Genomic DNA, 14,365 nt, shown 5'->3' with positions numbered 1-14,365 from the left:
ACTTTCATCACTAAATATCATGATATCAAATAAAAAAATAACTATTGGCGTAACTAATTTATCTTTTCATAGAATAGCGGCTTCATTAGTAGCAAACGTGCTTATTGATATGGGTTTTGAAGTAAATCGTATTTATGAGCACCACGAAAAAAACTTCCAAAACTTAAAGGAAGGAAAGACAGACCTTTTAACATCTGCTTGGTTGCCTTCCAGTCATGGTGGATACAGAGCAGAAGTTCAAAAAACGGTTCCACTTACAAATTTAGGACTTCATTACAAGCCTTATGCCTTATGGGGAGTTCCAGAATTTGTTTCTGAAGAAGATGTAAGTGAAGTTTCAGATTTATTAAAACCAGAAGTATTAGCAAAAATGAATCGTAGAATTCAAGGTATTAATCCTGGAGCTGGTATAAGTCGTTTTTCAGCTCAAATGATTACCGATTACAATTTAGGTGAAGCTGGATACTCTTTTCATAAGGGAACAGAAGAAGATTGTTTCAGTGCTTTTGAAAACGCCGTTGCTAATAAAGAGTGGATTGTTGTGCCTTTATGGAATCCACAATTTTTACATTATAAACACAAAATCAGAGAACTTAAAGACCCAAAAGGTTTATTAGGAGTTGTGGACGAAGCTGTTTTATTAATTAGAGATGATAAAAAAGATTTATTCTCTTCAGAGCAATTAAAAGTTTTAGACAGCCTTCGTTTTGGCAATGATGTTATCGCTGAATTGGATTATAAAGTAAGCGTTGAAGGTATGGACATAGATAAAGTAACCAAAACTTGGTTAGAACAAAATAGATAATTTAAAAAAAAACATATAATGAAAGCAATAGGATTTAAACAATCATTACCAATACAAGAAGAAAATAGTTTCATTTTATTTGAAACAGAAAAACCAAGTCCAACAGGATTTGACATTTTAGTTAAAGTTCAAGCAAACTCTGTAAATCCAGTAGATTTTAAAATTAGAGAATCTGCTGCAAAAGATGCAGTTTTAGAAACACCAAAAGTTATTGGGTGGGATGCTGTAGGAATAGTGGAAGCTGTTGGAGACCAAACATCCAAATTTAAAGTGGGTGACGAAGTATTTTATGCTGGAGATATTACCAGAAGCGGTAGTAATGCTGAATTTCAATTAGTCGACGAGCGTATTGTAGGTCGTAAACCAAAAAACCTAACAATTGCCGAAGCTGCAGCAATGCCTTTAACAAGTTTAACTGCTTATGAAGCAATATTTGATAGAATTAAAATTAATCCAAAAAAAGACCAAGGCAAAACTGTTTTAGTTTTAGCAGGTGCTGGCGGAGTTGGTTCTATTGCTATTCAATTGGCTAAAAAACTAGGAAATTTAACCGTAATTGCCACAGCTTCAAGACCAGATTCAATTGCTTGGTGTAAAGATTTAGGCGCTGATTTTGTGGTAAATCATCACAACTTAAAAGAAGAATTAGAAAAAATCGGGCATTCTCAAGTGAACTATATTTTGGATTTTGTGGACTTAGAAGGCTATTGGGAAACAGCTGCAGAAATTATAAAACCACAAGGACATATTGTTTCAATTACAGAAAGTAGTAAGCCGTTAAATTTAAACATTATGAAATCTAAGAGTGTTACTTTTTCTTGGGAATTAATGTACACACGCTCTATGTTTAACACAGAAGATATGGATAGACAACACGAAATTTTAAATCATGTTGCAGACTTATTAGACAATGGCACTTTAAAATCAACTTTAACAACCACACTTGAAGGGTTTACAGTAGCGAATTTAAAGAAGGCACATGAAGTACAAGAATCAAGTAAATCTATTGGAAAAACAGTTATTTTATTTTAATCAAAATAAGTATATAAAATGAGTATTCAAAGACTAGTCCTAGCGTTAAGCTTTGTGTTATTTTTTATAAATAACACAAAAGCACAGGTAACAACTATAGATTCTGTAGCAACATCAAAAATCCAACATTTCAATTTTGACGATATGCAATCTGAAACTATTGGTAAAGGAATTAAACGTAAATGGTTTCATGGAAAAAAAGGACAAATGACCATTTTTAATTTAGAGAAAGGATCCCATATTCCGTGGCATAAACACCCAAATGAACAAATTACCTACATCATGTCTGGCAAGGTTAAAATCAAGACTATTATCGATGGTAAAGAACAATTTGTAGAAGTTGGGGCAGGAGAAGTTATCGTGTTCCCTGAGAATGTACCACATGAATTTTGGGCTTTAGAAAAAACGGTTGATTTAGATGTACATGTTCCTGTTCGTCAAGATTGGTTAACTAAAGAATTACCAGATTATTTAAAAAAAAGCAAGTAAAATGAAAAAACATATAATCACTTTAAGTCTAATAATAACAGTTATGGTAACACATGGACAAACAGCAATAACAGATTCTGAAGTTTTTGCAACTACAGATCAGGCAGTTGGTAATATTACATTTACAAACTCCGGAGATTTAGTGTATAGTCATCATCCTTTTTTTGCGCCAGATAACAGAGTAATGATTATGGATGCTAAAACCAAGGAAAGCAACCCGTTTCCTAATAAAGCATGGAATACACCAAGAGACACAGACGATAATTTTTTAAGTAATGTCCTCGGAATAAGAAATGATAAAAATGGCATTGTATGGATGTTAGATATGGCACAACGTGATAATGTAACACCAAAAATTGTGGGTTGGAACACTAAAACTAACCAATTAGAGCGTATATATTACTTGCCAAAATCTTCAGTTCCAAAAGAATCACAGCCAAATGATATGGTTGTTGATACTAAACATGGGTTTTTCATTATTGCAGATGAAGGCATTGGAAATGGAGGAGATGGCAGTAAAGGGGCTTTCATTATTGTGGATATGAAAACAGGTAAAACACGTCGTATATTAGAAGGAACTCGAACAACAATTCCAGAAAACACACCAACTGTTATAAATGGAAAACATTTAGCTGTTAACGGAAATGATCTGTTAGTTGGAAACGACGGAATTACAACAGATAAAGATTTTGAATACATTTATTATGGACCATTGAATGGAACAAAAATCTACAGAATTAAGACTTTAGATTTAGTAAATGAAAGTTTTACTGAAACAGAATTAGATGGCAAAATTGAAACCTATTCAGAAAAACCAAACAATGGCGGAATGAGCATTGATACAGCAGGAAACCTTTATCTCACTGCTTTAGAGACTAAAAGCGTAGCTGTAGTTTTGGCAAAAGATAGAAGTGTAAAAACCATGACTAAAGATAAAAACATGGTATGGCCAGATGGTGTAAGTTACAACCATGTAGATGGTTATATGTATGTTTCTGCAGCACAAGTAAACAAAGGTGCAGTTTTTAATAATGGTAAAGATCAGTCAACAAAACCGTTTTACACTTTCAGATTTAAGCCATTGGTAAAAGGAGTTTCTTTTAGATAATTATGTAAAATAGAAACTCGATTTTAACTCGGCCTCATAAAATTTTGGTAAAACAATAAGGTGAAGTGAGCGTGCATATATTAGGTGTTTAGTAATACGGTTTCTTAACAGTTTCAATTATACAAGGTATTTCTAAGCGCTGTTAACTAGTTACAATGTTTCCTAAAATATAGCGAATAAGCCGTAAATTGTTTCCAAAAGTTTATGCAGCCTTGAATTTTTGTTTCTTTTGTTTCAAGACAAAAGATAATGAAAGAATTAAAAAAAAGATTAATTGAAGTTCTACATATAACAAGTGCATAGAATTTTATTTTTACTCACATATTTAATTATTTGCAGAAACTTCAAATGTGTTCGTGAATCTCCTAAAAAGTCGATTTCTTAAAATTTATGCTCTTGTGGCAATCCACGAGAATCGTCTAAAATTTTTTATTACGTACATTTTATCGAATACGCGATTTTTAATAAGAGCAAAAAGGTTAGCTTTTATTTTGGCGTTGGCAAGCGGTGGATAATTGTGTGTAAAATAAATTGCAGAGCAATTTGATTTTATAAAACAATCGAACGCTTGGTAGCGGCTATTTTACATAACGGCTAATTATAGATACAAATGTTTTATAAACGCTGCGAAGCAAACCGCTTAATAGTTTAATGACCCAAGTTCCAATTATTCTTATGTAAACGAATGCTTCTGGGATATTTTACATAATACTACATTATAGCTATCAAATGGATAAACCACTCTTATTAACTAAACAATACATTTGTACTATAATTTATATTATGTTAAATAGAGTATTTTAAAACCACTTCTACACTTTATTTTTTCTGCAACACTATTGTAGTCATACTTCTCTTGTTTTCAACAATTGTTGTTTTAACATCTTCCAAAAATATAATATTATTGTTGTTCTTTAATTCTGTCAATAATTCTGAGGTTAATAAAAATCGTGTTGAATTATCTGGTAGCAAATAATTTCCATCTCCTAAATGTTTAATCATATGTTCAATTCCAAATTCCGAAGCCATTCTAATAAATAAACTACCACCAGGTTCTAATATTCGAAGCATTTCATAAAACATTTTCAAATACTCTGTTAAATCTTTAGCAAAATGCAAAACTGCATTGCATACAATATGTTTAAAACTATTATCCAAATATGGAATTGAATTTACTAATGCTTGTTTAAAATAATCCTTGCGTTTGGGATACCTATTTTTACAAAATTCAATATATTCACTATTTAAATCTATTCCATAAATTTTATAGTTATTAAGGTAAAACCATTTTAAATTTCTCCCTGTTCCGCATCCAACATCTAAAATTTTTTCATTTGTTTGGTACCTTGATTTTAAAATTTGATCCAATAAATAGATATCAATACCTTCAATTGATTCTTTAAGTAATGGTAAATTCATAATTACAATATTACAAAGCCAAATTACAAAAACTTATGATGGTATATTCAATTTCAATAATAAAAAATATAGCATTAATGTCTATTAACTTACATTTGCACAATGCAAAATAAATCAATATCACAATTAGAATTCGTAGCTTTAATGGCCTCATTAATGTCGGTAGTTGCATTGGCCATTGATGCTTTATTACCTGCATTAAATATTATAAGTTCGTCGTTAAATGTGATTGATTCTAGAGATAATCAATTGCTTATTATATTTATTTTTATTGGTTTAGGAATTGGACCTCTGTTATTTGGACCCTTGTCTGATAGTTTAGGAAGGAAACCTCTTGTTTATGCTGGATTTGCTATATTTATTTTTGCGAGTTTTATTTGTGTTTCTTCAGAATCGTTAGAAATAATGTTACTCGGTCGTTTATTACAAGGTGTTGGACTTTCAGGTCCTAGAACCATTAGTATTTCAATAATACGAGATACTTATAGTGGTAATTATATGGCTAGAATTATGTCTTTTGTTACCGTTATTTTTATACTTGTTCCAATAGTTGCACCTGCAATTGGAAAACTAATTTTAGATAGTTATGGCTGGGAATATATATTTTATATACAACTGATATTCACTGTTTTAATTGCTATTTGGTTTTATATTAGGCAACCAGAAACTTTGTTGTTAAAAAACAAAATTAAGTTTACTTCAACGCAATTTATAAGTAGTTCTAAAGAGTTGTTAAAATATAAAGACACCATTGGATTTACAATTATTTCAGGTTTTATAACAGGTTCTTTTATGGTGTATTTAAGTACTGCACAACAAATTTTTGAAAATCAATACCAAATGGTTAACGAATTTCCATATATTTTTGCAGGTTTGGCAGTTTCTGTTGGTTCTGCAACTTTTTTAAATGGAACATTGGTTGTTAAATTAGGAATGGAGCGTATTGTTACCATCGCATTAAGTTTATTTTCACTAAATTCTTTTATTTATGTAGTTCTTTTTTCAATGGGTATAAATCCAAGTATTTATGTTTTATTAATTTTCTTTTTTATACAGTTTTTTTCTATTGGATTTTTATTTGGAAATATTCGCGCTCTTGCTATGCAACCAGTTGGACATATTGCAGGAATGGGAGCGGCAATTACTGGATTTATATCAACACTTATGGCTGTTCCAATAAGCATTTATATTGGTAGAAATATTACCACTTCTGCCCTTCCCTTGTTTGTAGGTTTTTTAATTTGTGGAAGTATTTCTATTGTAGTGCTGCTTTTTATAAAGAAAACGAGATTAAAGTTAAAATTCTCGGAATAAACTCGACTTTAACACTTAAAAAACAACCTTATTTTAACAAAAAATACTATGCTATTTTGTAACTTTAAGAGTGTTTTAAAAATTTTGAAAAATGAAAAAGTCATTTAACGATATTATCAATCAAAATGTTCCTGTTTTGGTGGATTTTACAGCAGATTGGTGCGGACCATGTAAATCAATGGCGCCAGTACTAAAACAATTAAAAACTGAATTAAAAGATACAGTTAGCATCATAAAAATTAATGTAGATAAAAATAAATCGTTATCAGCAAAGTATCAAGTTCAGGGGGTACCAACATTTATTATTTTTAAACAAGGAAAACAAGTTTGGAGACAATCGGGTATGCAAACAATTACCCAATTAAAACAAGCCCTAAATTCTTAATTAAGTGGTTTTTGCACCCGCTTTTTAGTCTTTTTTTTAAATGTTAATTTTATTATCTATACTTGTAAAAAAAAATAGATGAAAAATTTAACATTTTTAATTGCTCTTTTAGCTTTTGTATGTTTCATTTCTTGCAATGACGAAAAGAAAAAACAAGTTTCTGGTTTTACCTTAAATGTTTCACTAAATAATATAAATTCCACAAAAGCATATTTATATAATAGTAAAAATATAAAAGTTGATTCGGCTTTAATAGCTGGTAATATTGCTTCTTTTTCAGGAACAGTTGATAGCGTTCAGTTTTATACAATTCATTTTAAAAATAGTGAAATATTAGTTCCTATTTTATTAGAAAACACACAATTATTTGTGTACGCCTCGCCTCTATCTCAATTTGCATATGGCGGCTCCATTCAAAACAAATTAAATAGTTACAATGAAGAACTTTCCTTATTAAATAATAAGTTAAGCTCTGTAAATGCAATAGACAACATTAAAGCTTTTGATTCTATAAACAACTTAATTTTTAGTTTTAAAATTAAACATATAAAAAGTACCAACCACGCTCCTATTGCAAATTATATTATAAAAGATGCATTAAATAACAATAATTTAAAGAAGAAAAATTTAATTGAATTAAAATCTATTTCTGAAACGTTAAATCACCAACAATGGTTACCCAAAATTAATTCTGAAATTGAGAAACTTGAAGCATTGGAACTGATAGCAAAAAAAGAAAGTGAAAAAAAACCAATTGTTGTTAAAAGACGTATGGCTCCGTTATTTTCTGGAGAATCATTAAACGGAGGAAATCTTAGTCTACAAAATGCATTAAGTGGAAAAAAAGCTGTTTTAATTGATTTTTGGGCAAGTTGGTGTGGACCGTGTCGAGCAGTAACACCACAGGTTAAAAATATTTATAATCGTTACAAAAGTAAGGGGTTTGATATTATAACAATATCCGAAGACAAAACCAAAGATGCTTGGACAACTGGTATTACAGAAGATAATATGTTAGCCTGGAATCATATTTACGATGATAATATGAGAATTGCCTATATGTTTAATGTAGAATCTATTCCACATATGATTTTACTTGATGGAAATGGAGGCATTATTGAAAATAAAATTTCAATTTCTAGATTAGAGAATGAATTAAAAAAAATATTTAAATAATTATTAAAATAAATTAAATCATTTCAGAATCGTAAATAAGTACTTTTTCCCATAGTTTTGATGCTTCAGAAATAAATAATTTATGAGCTGGTTCTACTTGATATTTATCGTGTTCTTCAATGTTTAGGAAAGTGGTTTTTAGGCAATACGTATAACTACTGTCAACTACTGGTCTATTTGTTTTAGCAGGAACTCCAAAATGTTTAGTTTTTGCATATTTAGAGGTTTCTAAAAAGGTATTCATCGCTTTTTCAAATTCAGCACGATCATTTTTATCTGTTGGATTTTTTAACCAAAATAAAACTACGTGAATAAAGCTTTCTTTTGTTGTATCAATAGCACTCATAGTAAGGTTCTTGTGTTTTTTATTGTTCTATGTTATTTATACCTAAATCAATTAATTCATTGTTTTTAAATATAGGATTAATTTCAATTGGATTGCAACAAACTTCGCAATCTTCAATATAAGTTTGCGAATTTACAGAACTATCTAATAACATAGAAATCTCTTCCCAACAATATGGACATTGAAAAAAATATTCCTCCATTTGTATTCAATTATTTAAATAGAATTATTAATGCACCAACAGCTGTTACAATTAAAATAAACTTTCTATAGGCAGCGTTATTAATAAGTTTTACCAAGTAAACACCTGCTATAAAACCAACAAGTATTGCTGGTATTAACACTAAATTTAGCAGTATGCTTTCTTTACCAACTGTTTTCCAAACAAAAATATGAAAAGGTAATTTAAATACATTTATTATAAAAAATAACCAGGCAGCTGTACCAATAAATTCATTTTTTGGTAATCGCATAGCTAAAAAGTAAATATTTGAGAATGAACCTGCTAAATTACCAATCATTGATGTGAATCCGGCTAAAAGGCCAGTTCCAATTGAGAAAAATCTATTTTTAGGAATATCATTTGATTTTTTTCTTTCCATAAAAATCATAAAAACAACAATCCCTAAAATTAAAAATGCCATTAATTGTTTAAAAACAACATCTGAAATGTCATTTCCTAGTAAAACACCCAATAAAACTCCAACAGCCATTGCAGGTAATAATTTCACTAAGTATTTCCATTGTGTATGTCTATGGTAATAAATAACTGCAAAAATATCGGCGAAAATCATCATAGGAATAAGCACTCCTGTAGATGCTTTTCCACCAAATACAATGGCCATTATTGTTACAATTATAACACCAATTCCTTTTATTCCAGCTTTACTTAAACCTAAAAAGAAGGCTCCTAGCAATGCTAAGAGCCAATCTATTGTTGTTAATTGAAAATTAAGGATTTCATCATTTATATAATTCTCAATCATACAAATATTTTAAATTTATAGTTTAGTATTAATTAGAACCTGCCTCTTTTTTAGCGTCTTCTTTCATTTTTTCATTAGGAACAATTCCTATATTAACTCTTCTATTTTTTGAACGACCTTCGGCTGTGTTATTATCAGCAACTGGTTGCTCTTCTCCAAACCATCTTGTTGTTAATCTGTCTGCACTTAAACCTTTAGTTTTAGTAAAGTAATCTGTAACTGCCTGAGCTCTATTTTGTGAAAGAGTCATATTATAAGTATCAGATCCAGTACTGTCTGTATGTCCAACAACAAGTACATTTGTATCAGGATATTCTTGTAAAATTAAAGCAAGTTTATTTAATAACACTTCAGAATCGTTTGTAATATTGTATTTATTTGTATCGAAATGTACACCACTATTTTCATCGAAAGTAACTACAATTCCGTCATCAATACGTTCTACAACAGCACCAGGAATTTCTTCTTCAATTTGTTGTGCTTGTTTATCCATTTTTTTACCTATTAAAACACCGGCAGTTCCACCAACAACACCACCAATTACAGCGCCTAATTCTCCACCGCTGCCTTTTTTTCCAGTGTTATTTCCAATTATTGCACCAAGAATAGCACCTCCGGCAGCTCCTATTACTGCTCCTTTTTGAGAACTATTTGCATTTTTTGTTGCTTGACAGCTACTTAGATTAAAAACCAATCCAAGAGCTAATATTCCTATCGATAATTTTTTTAAAGTTGTTTTCATTTTTTAGTTATTTTTTTTTGAAAAATTAAGAGTCATTGTTATTGTTTTACCATCTAAAGATGCTTCTTGTTCCCAAACCATGTTTGTGTCTGATAATTGAACAAGTTTTAATCTAAAACCTCTGTTTGAAGCAGATTTTCCTTTTTTATCTACTGGTTTAAGTAGAAAGTCGTACAATCCGTTTTCTTCGTTAATTTCTTGAATGGTAAAAATAAAGTCTCGATCTCCAGTAATACAATTTACATTTTGTATGGTATAAATTCCAGAATTATTGTTTGGAACAAACTTCCAATCACTTCCAATCATACAATCCTTTGTTGCATCATTAAAAAATGTAATTCTAAAGGTTCCATATTTATCATATGAGATATCGTTTAGAGTCCATTCCCCTTTCATGACCTTTTTAGATGTTCTTACTGTTTTTGAAGATCCGCAAGAAACTAGTAACAAGGCCACAGTTAATGTAAGAAAAATAATTTTTTTCATTTTTTTTTAATTTAATTAAAATAATATTTTGGAGGTTAGCTTTAAGCGATAAAGATAAAAATTCTGAACAATTATTCTAATTTACTTTAACAAAAAAAAATGTTAAATGATTACTCATTTTTTGAATGTTTATATTTGCCGCATGTTAGTAGAAATTTTATATGAGGATCCCTATTTAATAATAGCCAATAAACCTAATAATGTATTAGTGCATAACTCGTATTATGCGAGAAACATTAAAGAAAATACCCTTTTGCAACTGCTTAAAGCTCAATTAAATTTAGAACTTTATCCAGTTCATAGGTTAGATAGAAAAACTTCTGGTGTAATTGTTCTTTCCAAAAAAAAAGAATTGGTCTCTAGTTTTCAAGAATTATTTAATTCTAGTAAAATTAAAAAAAGCTATTGTGGAATTGTCCGTGGCTTTGTAAAGGAAAACTTAATTGTAAATACACCTGTAAAAAATCCAGATACAAAGGTGTATAAAGAAGCTGAAACGCATTGTGATGTTTTAAATAATATTGAGTTGAAAATACCTGTTCATCCTTACGATTTTTCTAGATATAGCTTGGTAAAATTAAAACCAATTACAGGAAGAATGCACCAATTAAGAATTCACATGAATAAAATAAGTCATCCAATTGTTGGAGATACTAAATATGGTGACAGATTTCATAATAGAATGTTCGAAAATGAATTTAATTGCTCAAATTTATTTTTGCATGCGTACTCAATTGAGTTTAAACACCCAATAAGCAATGTTGCAATTTCGTTAAAAGCAAAATTTCCAGAAAATTGGAATGTAATATTTAAAATATTTAATTGGGAAAGTGTAGAAATGTAAAAACCGCACTCAACTTAAAATTTTTAAAATACTGTATAAAATATATTAAGTTACTCATTTGCACCCCAATTCAAATAAATAAAATAATAATTCCTAATCAAATAATTAAATTGAAAATATCACGTAAATATCTTAAAAAAACGTTTTAATTACTTGCCATACAATATTTCAAAGAACCAAAATCTGAATGCGGTTAGTGATTTTATTATTATACTATTATAATAATAATTTTTTCTTTTTCTCGGATTTCATTATTTGTAAAACCAACTCAAAAACTTTCTCTTTTATATATTTAAAGTTTTGAATGTAATTTTTTACCTCAGATAATAAAACCTTGTGCTTATCTCTAAAACTATCTTCTTTTTTAAGGTAAATATTTTCTATTAAAAGAGCTAAGTTTACATTATGGTTTCTAATTTCTTCTTCTAAAAGTTTACCTAATTTTCTTTCATGTGTAATACCTTTTAAAAACAATTTTGCTTGACTATAATTATTTGTTTTACAAAGCCCCATTACATGTTCCGCCAATAATTCTTCTAAAAAATCTTGTTCAATATAAATGAATTTAATTTCCGAAATCCATTCAGAAGTTTCATTTTTTAATTCAATAATACTACTCTTAATTTGCGAGTTTTTAGTTATAGGCACATTCTTCTTCATAATGTCTAATTTAGAAAGTTCAACTTAAAAGAATCCGAAGTATTGTTTTAAGAATCCTTCGGATTCAATTGAGAAAATTAATTCTTATATTACTTTGTGTTATTAATCTTAAAACATCCAATATATAGAAACACAAAACTTAATCTCACTTAACAAATTTTAATCAACATAAACTATTTACATAAATTAACTAATAATAAAATTTAATAAGCATACTAGAATTAATTTTCTACTTTCCCTTTTTCTTATTTTTTAATATTCTAGTCTATTTTTATAAAAGCTAATTTAGTATAGGAAATATTAATTAGCAATGACCGTAATCAATGTAAAAAATGATTATGATCATTATATAGTTTTATTGAATTCTTTTTAGTTTATCAATGTTTAATATTTTTATTGATTTAGGAGTTAAATCAATAAGATTTTCTTTTTTAAAATCGTGAAGTGTTCTTATAAGGGTTTCTTTTGCAATACCCACTGAATTAGCCAAATCTGTACGATTAATTGTAATTTCATTTTTAGATTTTAGCGGATATTTTTTTAGTAAATCTAAAATTAAAAATGCTGTTTTTTTTCGTACTGAAGAATATGCAAATAATAATGATTTATCATTTGCCTCAATTAATTTATTGGTCAAAAAATCTATAAAATTGTATATTACATTGTGGTTATTATTTATAATTGATGTAACTTCATTCTTCGTAATTTTATACAATTTTGTATTCGTAATTGCGGTAGCATTTTCTAAATGCGGTAAATTTTTTAAAAATGACGCATACCCAAAGTACTCATTATCAAAATAATAACCTGTTATTAATTCCTTACCAATTTCATTATTTTTAAATGTTTTAACAAGTCCCTTTTTTATCAAAAAAATAAAGTTACTTCTATTTCCTTCACAATATATAGATTCATTTTTTTTATACGTAAAAACCTCTTTTTTATCTAAAAAATTATTAAAATCTTTAATGTTTTCAAATATTGAATTGGATTTTAATTTAGGTGTTTCAGTTTTATTCTTACTTTCTATATTTTTAACCCGTTTTAATCTACTTTCAATTGCTCTTAAAAGTTCCGATTCTTCAAAAGGCTTACATATATAATCATCAGCACCAAACTCCATTCCTTTTCTTAAATCATTATGATGTGTTTTTGCAGTTAGAAAAATAAAAGGAATATGTTTTAATTTATTACTTCTAGATAAAATTTGAAGAACACCATAACCATCCAAAACAGGCATTTTTATATCACAAACAATTATATCAGGCAAAAAAGAATTTGCCACGGAAATACCATTTTTACCATTATCTGCAGTTTTTACATCATAATTTGCTAGTTCTAGTATTTCTGATGTATTTTCTCTTACAATTTTATCATCTTCTATTAATAAAACTTTTCTATTCATTTTTTAACACTTTTGGAATTCTTACGCAAAACACCGTTCCAATATTTTCTGTACTTTTAAACGAAATGTTTCCTTTTAATAAATTAATGTATCCTTTAACAATATTTAAGCCAACACCTGTTCCAGGCAAATAGCTTGCATTATTTGCTCTAAAAAAGCGTTCAAAAATTAAAGGTTGATCTTGTTCAGGTATTCCAATTCCTCTATCCCTAATACTTAATTCTATAAAATCATTTGTGTTTTTACAAAAAATATTAATATCACTATCTTCTTTTGAATATTTAATAGCGTTATATAATATATTTGATATAATTATTTTTAATATTTTTCTGTCTTGATAAACGGTTTCGTTACAAGTTTTATCGAAAATTACTTTTTGTTTAAAAAATAGTAAGGACTTTGAGTTTTCAATAATTTCTAAAATTAGATCATTTAAATTCACATTAGAATAAATGGGCGTTATTTCTCCACTTTCAATATTTTCGAGAGTTAACAAGCTATCAATCATCTTGTTTAAATGATGAATAAGCGTTTTAATTTTGTGTAAATGTTGATTTATTTTTTCTGTATTATTGAGATCCGAATATTTAACAATAAGTTCAGAAGAGGATAAAATAGCACTTAAAGGTGTTTTAAACTCATGAGATGCAAGTGTAATAAAATTTGTTTTTAAACGGTTTAACTCTTTCTCCTTATTTAATGAAATTTTTAATTTTTCAATAACTTTTTCCAACTCTTTATTTCTAAGTTCAACTTCTTTTTCTAGTTGAACATTTATATTATTTAACTCATTCTCCTTCTTTTTTCTTTCTGTAATATCTGCAATAAGCGCCTTGTAATAAAACTTATTTTCATATATCATTTCACCAAAACTTAATTCTAAAATTATTTTTTGTCCATTTTTATTAATACCTATACATTCTAAACTATTTTTATATTTTTTATTTGTTGGGTTTTTAATAAAATCATCGAATAAATTCTTTTTTAAAAATAATTCATCGGCATATTTATCATGTATTTCATCTATCGAATAATTAAAAATAGTAGCTAAAGGATTATTGGCAAGTACAATTTTTTTGTTTTTATTACAAACCAAAATTCCTACCTGCATAGAATTAAAGCAGACTCTATAAAAAGCTGTTTTTTCTTTTAAAAGCATAACAATTAA

Annotated in this window: 17 protein-coding genes; 8 read left to right on the top strand and 9 right to left on the bottom strand. The window is 28.2% G+C overall.

Annotated elements, in window-relative coordinates:
- Positions 1-19 precede the first annotated feature (19 nt).
- The 4 genes from Q0776_RS07845 to Q0776_RS07830 are packed head-to-tail and all read left to right on the top strand — an operon-like array spanning position 20 to position 3,434.
- Positions 20-805 (top strand): glycine betaine ABC transporter substrate-binding protein, encoded by a 786-nt coding sequence (locus Q0776_RS07845; protein WP_298366765.1) that lies wholly within the window; start codon positions 20-22, stop codon positions 803-805.
- Positions 806-823: 18 nt separating this feature from the next.
- On the top strand, positions 824-1,837 hold the full coding sequence (locus tag Q0776_RS07840; protein WP_298366762.1) for a zinc-binding alcohol dehydrogenase family protein: 1,014 nt from the start codon (positions 824-826) through the stop codon (positions 1,835-1,837).
- An 18-nt stretch (positions 1,838-1,855) separates the two neighbouring features.
- On the top strand, positions 1,856-2,326 hold the full coding sequence (locus tag Q0776_RS07835) for a cupin domain-containing protein (protein ID WP_298366760.1): 471 nt from the start codon (positions 1,856-1,858) through the stop codon (positions 2,324-2,326).
- Position 2,327: 1 nt separating this feature from the next.
- The gene (locus tag Q0776_RS07830) at positions 2,328-3,434 is read left to right on the top strand and encodes an L-dopachrome tautomerase-related protein (RefSeq protein ID WP_298366758.1); all 1,107 of its coding nucleotides are present in this window, start codon (positions 2,328-2,330) and stop codon (positions 3,432-3,434) included.
- Positions 3,435-4,253: 819 nt separating this feature from the next.
- Here Q0776_RS07830 and Q0776_RS07825 read toward each other — a convergent pair.
- Positions 4,254-4,853 carry a class I SAM-dependent methyltransferase gene (locus Q0776_RS07825; protein ID WP_298366755.1) on the bottom strand — a complete coding sequence of 200 codons (600 nt, stop codon included), beginning with the start codon at positions 4,851-4,853 and terminating at the stop codon, positions 4,254-4,256.
- A gap of 102 nt (positions 4,854-4,955) precedes the next feature.
- Here Q0776_RS07825 and Q0776_RS07820 point away from each other — a divergent pair, with 102 nt between their 5' ends.
- The 3 genes from Q0776_RS07820 to Q0776_RS07810 all read left to right on the top strand — a co-directional run bounded on the left by Q0776_RS07820 (position 4,956) and on the right by Q0776_RS07810 (position 7,728).
- Entirely contained in the window at positions 4,956-6,167 is a 1,212-nt protein-coding gene (locus Q0776_RS07820; protein WP_298366753.1) for an MFS transporter, read from the top strand.
- Between the two features lie 91 nt (positions 6,168-6,258).
- Entirely contained in the window at positions 6,259-6,552 is a 294-nt protein-coding gene (trxA, locus tag Q0776_RS07815; RefSeq protein WP_298366751.1) for a thioredoxin, read from the top strand.
- 78 nt (positions 6,553-6,630) lie between these two features.
- Positions 6,631-7,728: a TlpA disulfide reductase family protein gene (locus Q0776_RS07810; RefSeq protein WP_298366749.1), complete on the top strand. Its 1,098-nt coding sequence runs from the start codon at positions 6,631-6,633 to the stop codon at positions 7,726-7,728.
- A gap of 13 nt (positions 7,729-7,741) precedes the next feature.
- Here Q0776_RS07810 and Q0776_RS07805 read toward each other — a convergent pair whose 3' ends face one another.
- The 5 genes from Q0776_RS07805 to Q0776_RS07785 are packed head-to-tail and all read right to left on the bottom strand — an operon-like array spanning position 7,742 to position 10,288.
- Positions 7,742-8,074 (bottom strand): Dabb family protein, encoded by a 333-nt coding sequence (locus Q0776_RS07805; RefSeq protein WP_298366747.1) that lies wholly within the window; start codon positions 8,072-8,074, stop codon positions 7,742-7,744.
- Positions 8,075-8,093: 19 nt separating this feature from the next.
- The gene (locus tag Q0776_RS07800; protein ID WP_298366745.1) at positions 8,094-8,276 is read right to left on the bottom strand and encodes a CPXCG motif-containing cysteine-rich protein; all 183 of its coding nucleotides are present in this window, start codon (positions 8,274-8,276) and stop codon (positions 8,094-8,096) included.
- Between the two features lie 10 nt (positions 8,277-8,286).
- Positions 8,287-9,060, bottom strand: a complete 774-nt coding sequence (locus tag Q0776_RS07795; RefSeq protein WP_298366742.1) for a sulfite exporter TauE/SafE family protein — start codon at positions 9,058-9,060, stop codon at positions 8,287-8,289.
- A gap of 28 nt (positions 9,061-9,088) precedes the next feature.
- Positions 9,089-9,802, bottom strand: a complete 714-nt coding sequence (locus tag Q0776_RS07790) for an OmpA family protein (protein WP_298366740.1) — start codon at positions 9,800-9,802, stop codon at positions 9,089-9,091.
- Between the two features lie 3 nt (positions 9,803-9,805).
- Entirely contained in the window at positions 9,806-10,288 is a 483-nt protein-coding gene (locus Q0776_RS07785) for a lipocalin family protein (protein ID WP_298366739.1), read from the bottom strand.
- A 106-nt stretch (positions 10,289-10,394) separates the two neighbouring features.
- On the opposite strand from Q0776_RS07785, the gene Q0776_RS07780 reads away from it, so the two are divergent.
- Positions 10,395-11,132 (top strand): pseudouridine synthase, encoded by a 738-nt coding sequence (locus tag Q0776_RS07780; protein ID WP_298366737.1) that lies wholly within the window; start codon positions 10,395-10,397, stop codon positions 11,130-11,132.
- A 216-nt stretch (positions 11,133-11,348) separates the two neighbouring features.
- On the opposite strand, the gene Q0776_RS07775 is transcribed toward Q0776_RS07780, so the two are convergent.
- From Q0776_RS07775 to Q0776_RS07765, 3 genes are all read right to left on the bottom strand, one after another.
- A complete protein-coding gene (locus tag Q0776_RS07775) occupies positions 11,349-11,792 on the bottom strand; it encodes a hypothetical protein (protein ID WP_298366734.1) in 444 nt (147 codons plus the stop codon).
- A 355-nt stretch (positions 11,793-12,147) separates the two neighbouring features.
- Positions 12,148-13,197 carry a response regulator gene (locus tag Q0776_RS07770; protein WP_298366732.1) on the bottom strand — a complete coding sequence of 350 codons (1,050 nt, stop codon included), beginning with the start codon at positions 13,195-13,197 and terminating at the stop codon, positions 12,148-12,150.
- Complete coding sequence (locus Q0776_RS07765; protein ID WP_298366729.1) at positions 13,190-14,356, bottom strand: PAS domain-containing sensor histidine kinase; 1,167 nt, start codon at positions 14,354-14,356, stop codon at positions 13,190-13,192. The genes Q0776_RS07770 and Q0776_RS07765 overlap by 8 nt, the downstream gene beginning before the upstream one ends.
- Positions 14,357-14,365: the final 9 nt, after the last annotated feature.

It is taken from the genome of uncultured Lutibacter sp. (assembly GCF_947495725.1).
In the GTDB taxonomy this organism is placed as follows: domain Bacteria; phylum Bacteroidota; class Bacteroidia; order Flavobacteriales; family Flavobacteriaceae; genus Lutibacter.
This window is presented reverse-complemented; position numbering and strand designations above follow the sequence as displayed.

What these genes read in the sequence shown, in the direction of transcription:
- Q0776_RS07825 (WP_298366755.1), bottom strand. Translation starts at nt 4,853, where the DNA reads ATGAATTTACCATTACTTAAAGAATCAATTGAAGGTATTGATATCTAT.
- Q0776_RS07775 (WP_298366734.1), bottom strand. Translation starts at nt 11,792, where the DNA reads ATGAAGAAGAATGTGCCTATAACTAAAAACTCGCAAATTAAGAGTAGT.
- Q0776_RS07810 (WP_298366749.1), top strand. Translation starts at nt 6,631, where the DNA reads ATGAAAAATTTAACATTTTTAATTGCTCTTTTAGCTTTTGTATGTTTC.
- Q0776_RS07830 (WP_298366758.1), top strand. Translation starts at nt 2,328, where the DNA reads ATGAAAAAACATATAATCACTTTAAGTCTAATAATAACAGTTATGGTA.
- Q0776_RS07800 (WP_298366745.1), bottom strand. Translation starts at nt 8,276, where the DNA reads ATGGAGGAATATTTTTTTCAATGTCCATATTGTTGGGAAGAGATTTCT.
- Q0776_RS07840 (WP_298366762.1), top strand. Translation starts at nt 824, where the DNA reads ATGAAAGCAATAGGATTTAAACAATCATTACCAATACAAGAAGAAAAT.
- Q0776_RS07795 (WP_298366742.1), bottom strand. Translation starts at nt 9,060, where the DNA reads ATGATTGAGAATTATATAAATGATGAAATCCTTAATTTTCAATTAACA.
- trxA (WP_298366751.1), top strand. Translation starts at nt 6,259, where the DNA reads ATGAAAAAGTCATTTAACGATATTATCAATCAAAATGTTCCTGTTTTG.
- Q0776_RS07785 (WP_298366739.1), bottom strand. Translation starts at nt 10,288, where the DNA reads ATGAAAAAAATTATTTTTCTTACATTAACTGTGGCCTTGTTACTAGTT.
- Q0776_RS07820 (WP_298366753.1), top strand. Translation starts at nt 4,956, where the DNA reads ATGCAAAATAAATCAATATCACAATTAGAATTCGTAGCTTTAATGGCC.
- Q0776_RS07845 (WP_298366765.1), top strand. Translation starts at nt 20, where the DNA reads ATGATATCAAATAAAAAAATAACTATTGGCGTAACTAATTTATCTTTT.
- Q0776_RS07805 (WP_298366747.1), bottom strand. Translation starts at nt 8,074, where the DNA reads ATGAGTGCTATTGATACAACAAAAGAAAGCTTTATTCACGTAGTTTTA.
- Q0776_RS07765 (WP_298366729.1), bottom strand. Translation starts at nt 14,356, where the DNA reads ATGCTTTTAAAAGAAAAAACAGCTTTTTATAGAGTCTGCTTTAATTCT.
- Q0776_RS07790 (WP_298366740.1), bottom strand. Translation starts at nt 9,802, where the DNA reads ATGAAAACAACTTTAAAAAAATTATCGATAGGAATATTAGCTCTTGGA.
- Q0776_RS07835 (WP_298366760.1), top strand. Translation starts at nt 1,856, where the DNA reads ATGAGTATTCAAAGACTAGTCCTAGCGTTAAGCTTTGTGTTATTTTTT.
- Q0776_RS07770 (WP_298366732.1), bottom strand. Translation starts at nt 13,197, where the DNA reads ATGAATAGAAAAGTTTTATTAATAGAAGATGATAAAATTGTAAGAGAA.
- Q0776_RS07780 (WP_298366737.1), top strand. Translation starts at nt 10,395, where the DNA reads ATGATTACTCATTTTTTGAATGTTTATATTTGCCGCATGTTAGTAGAA.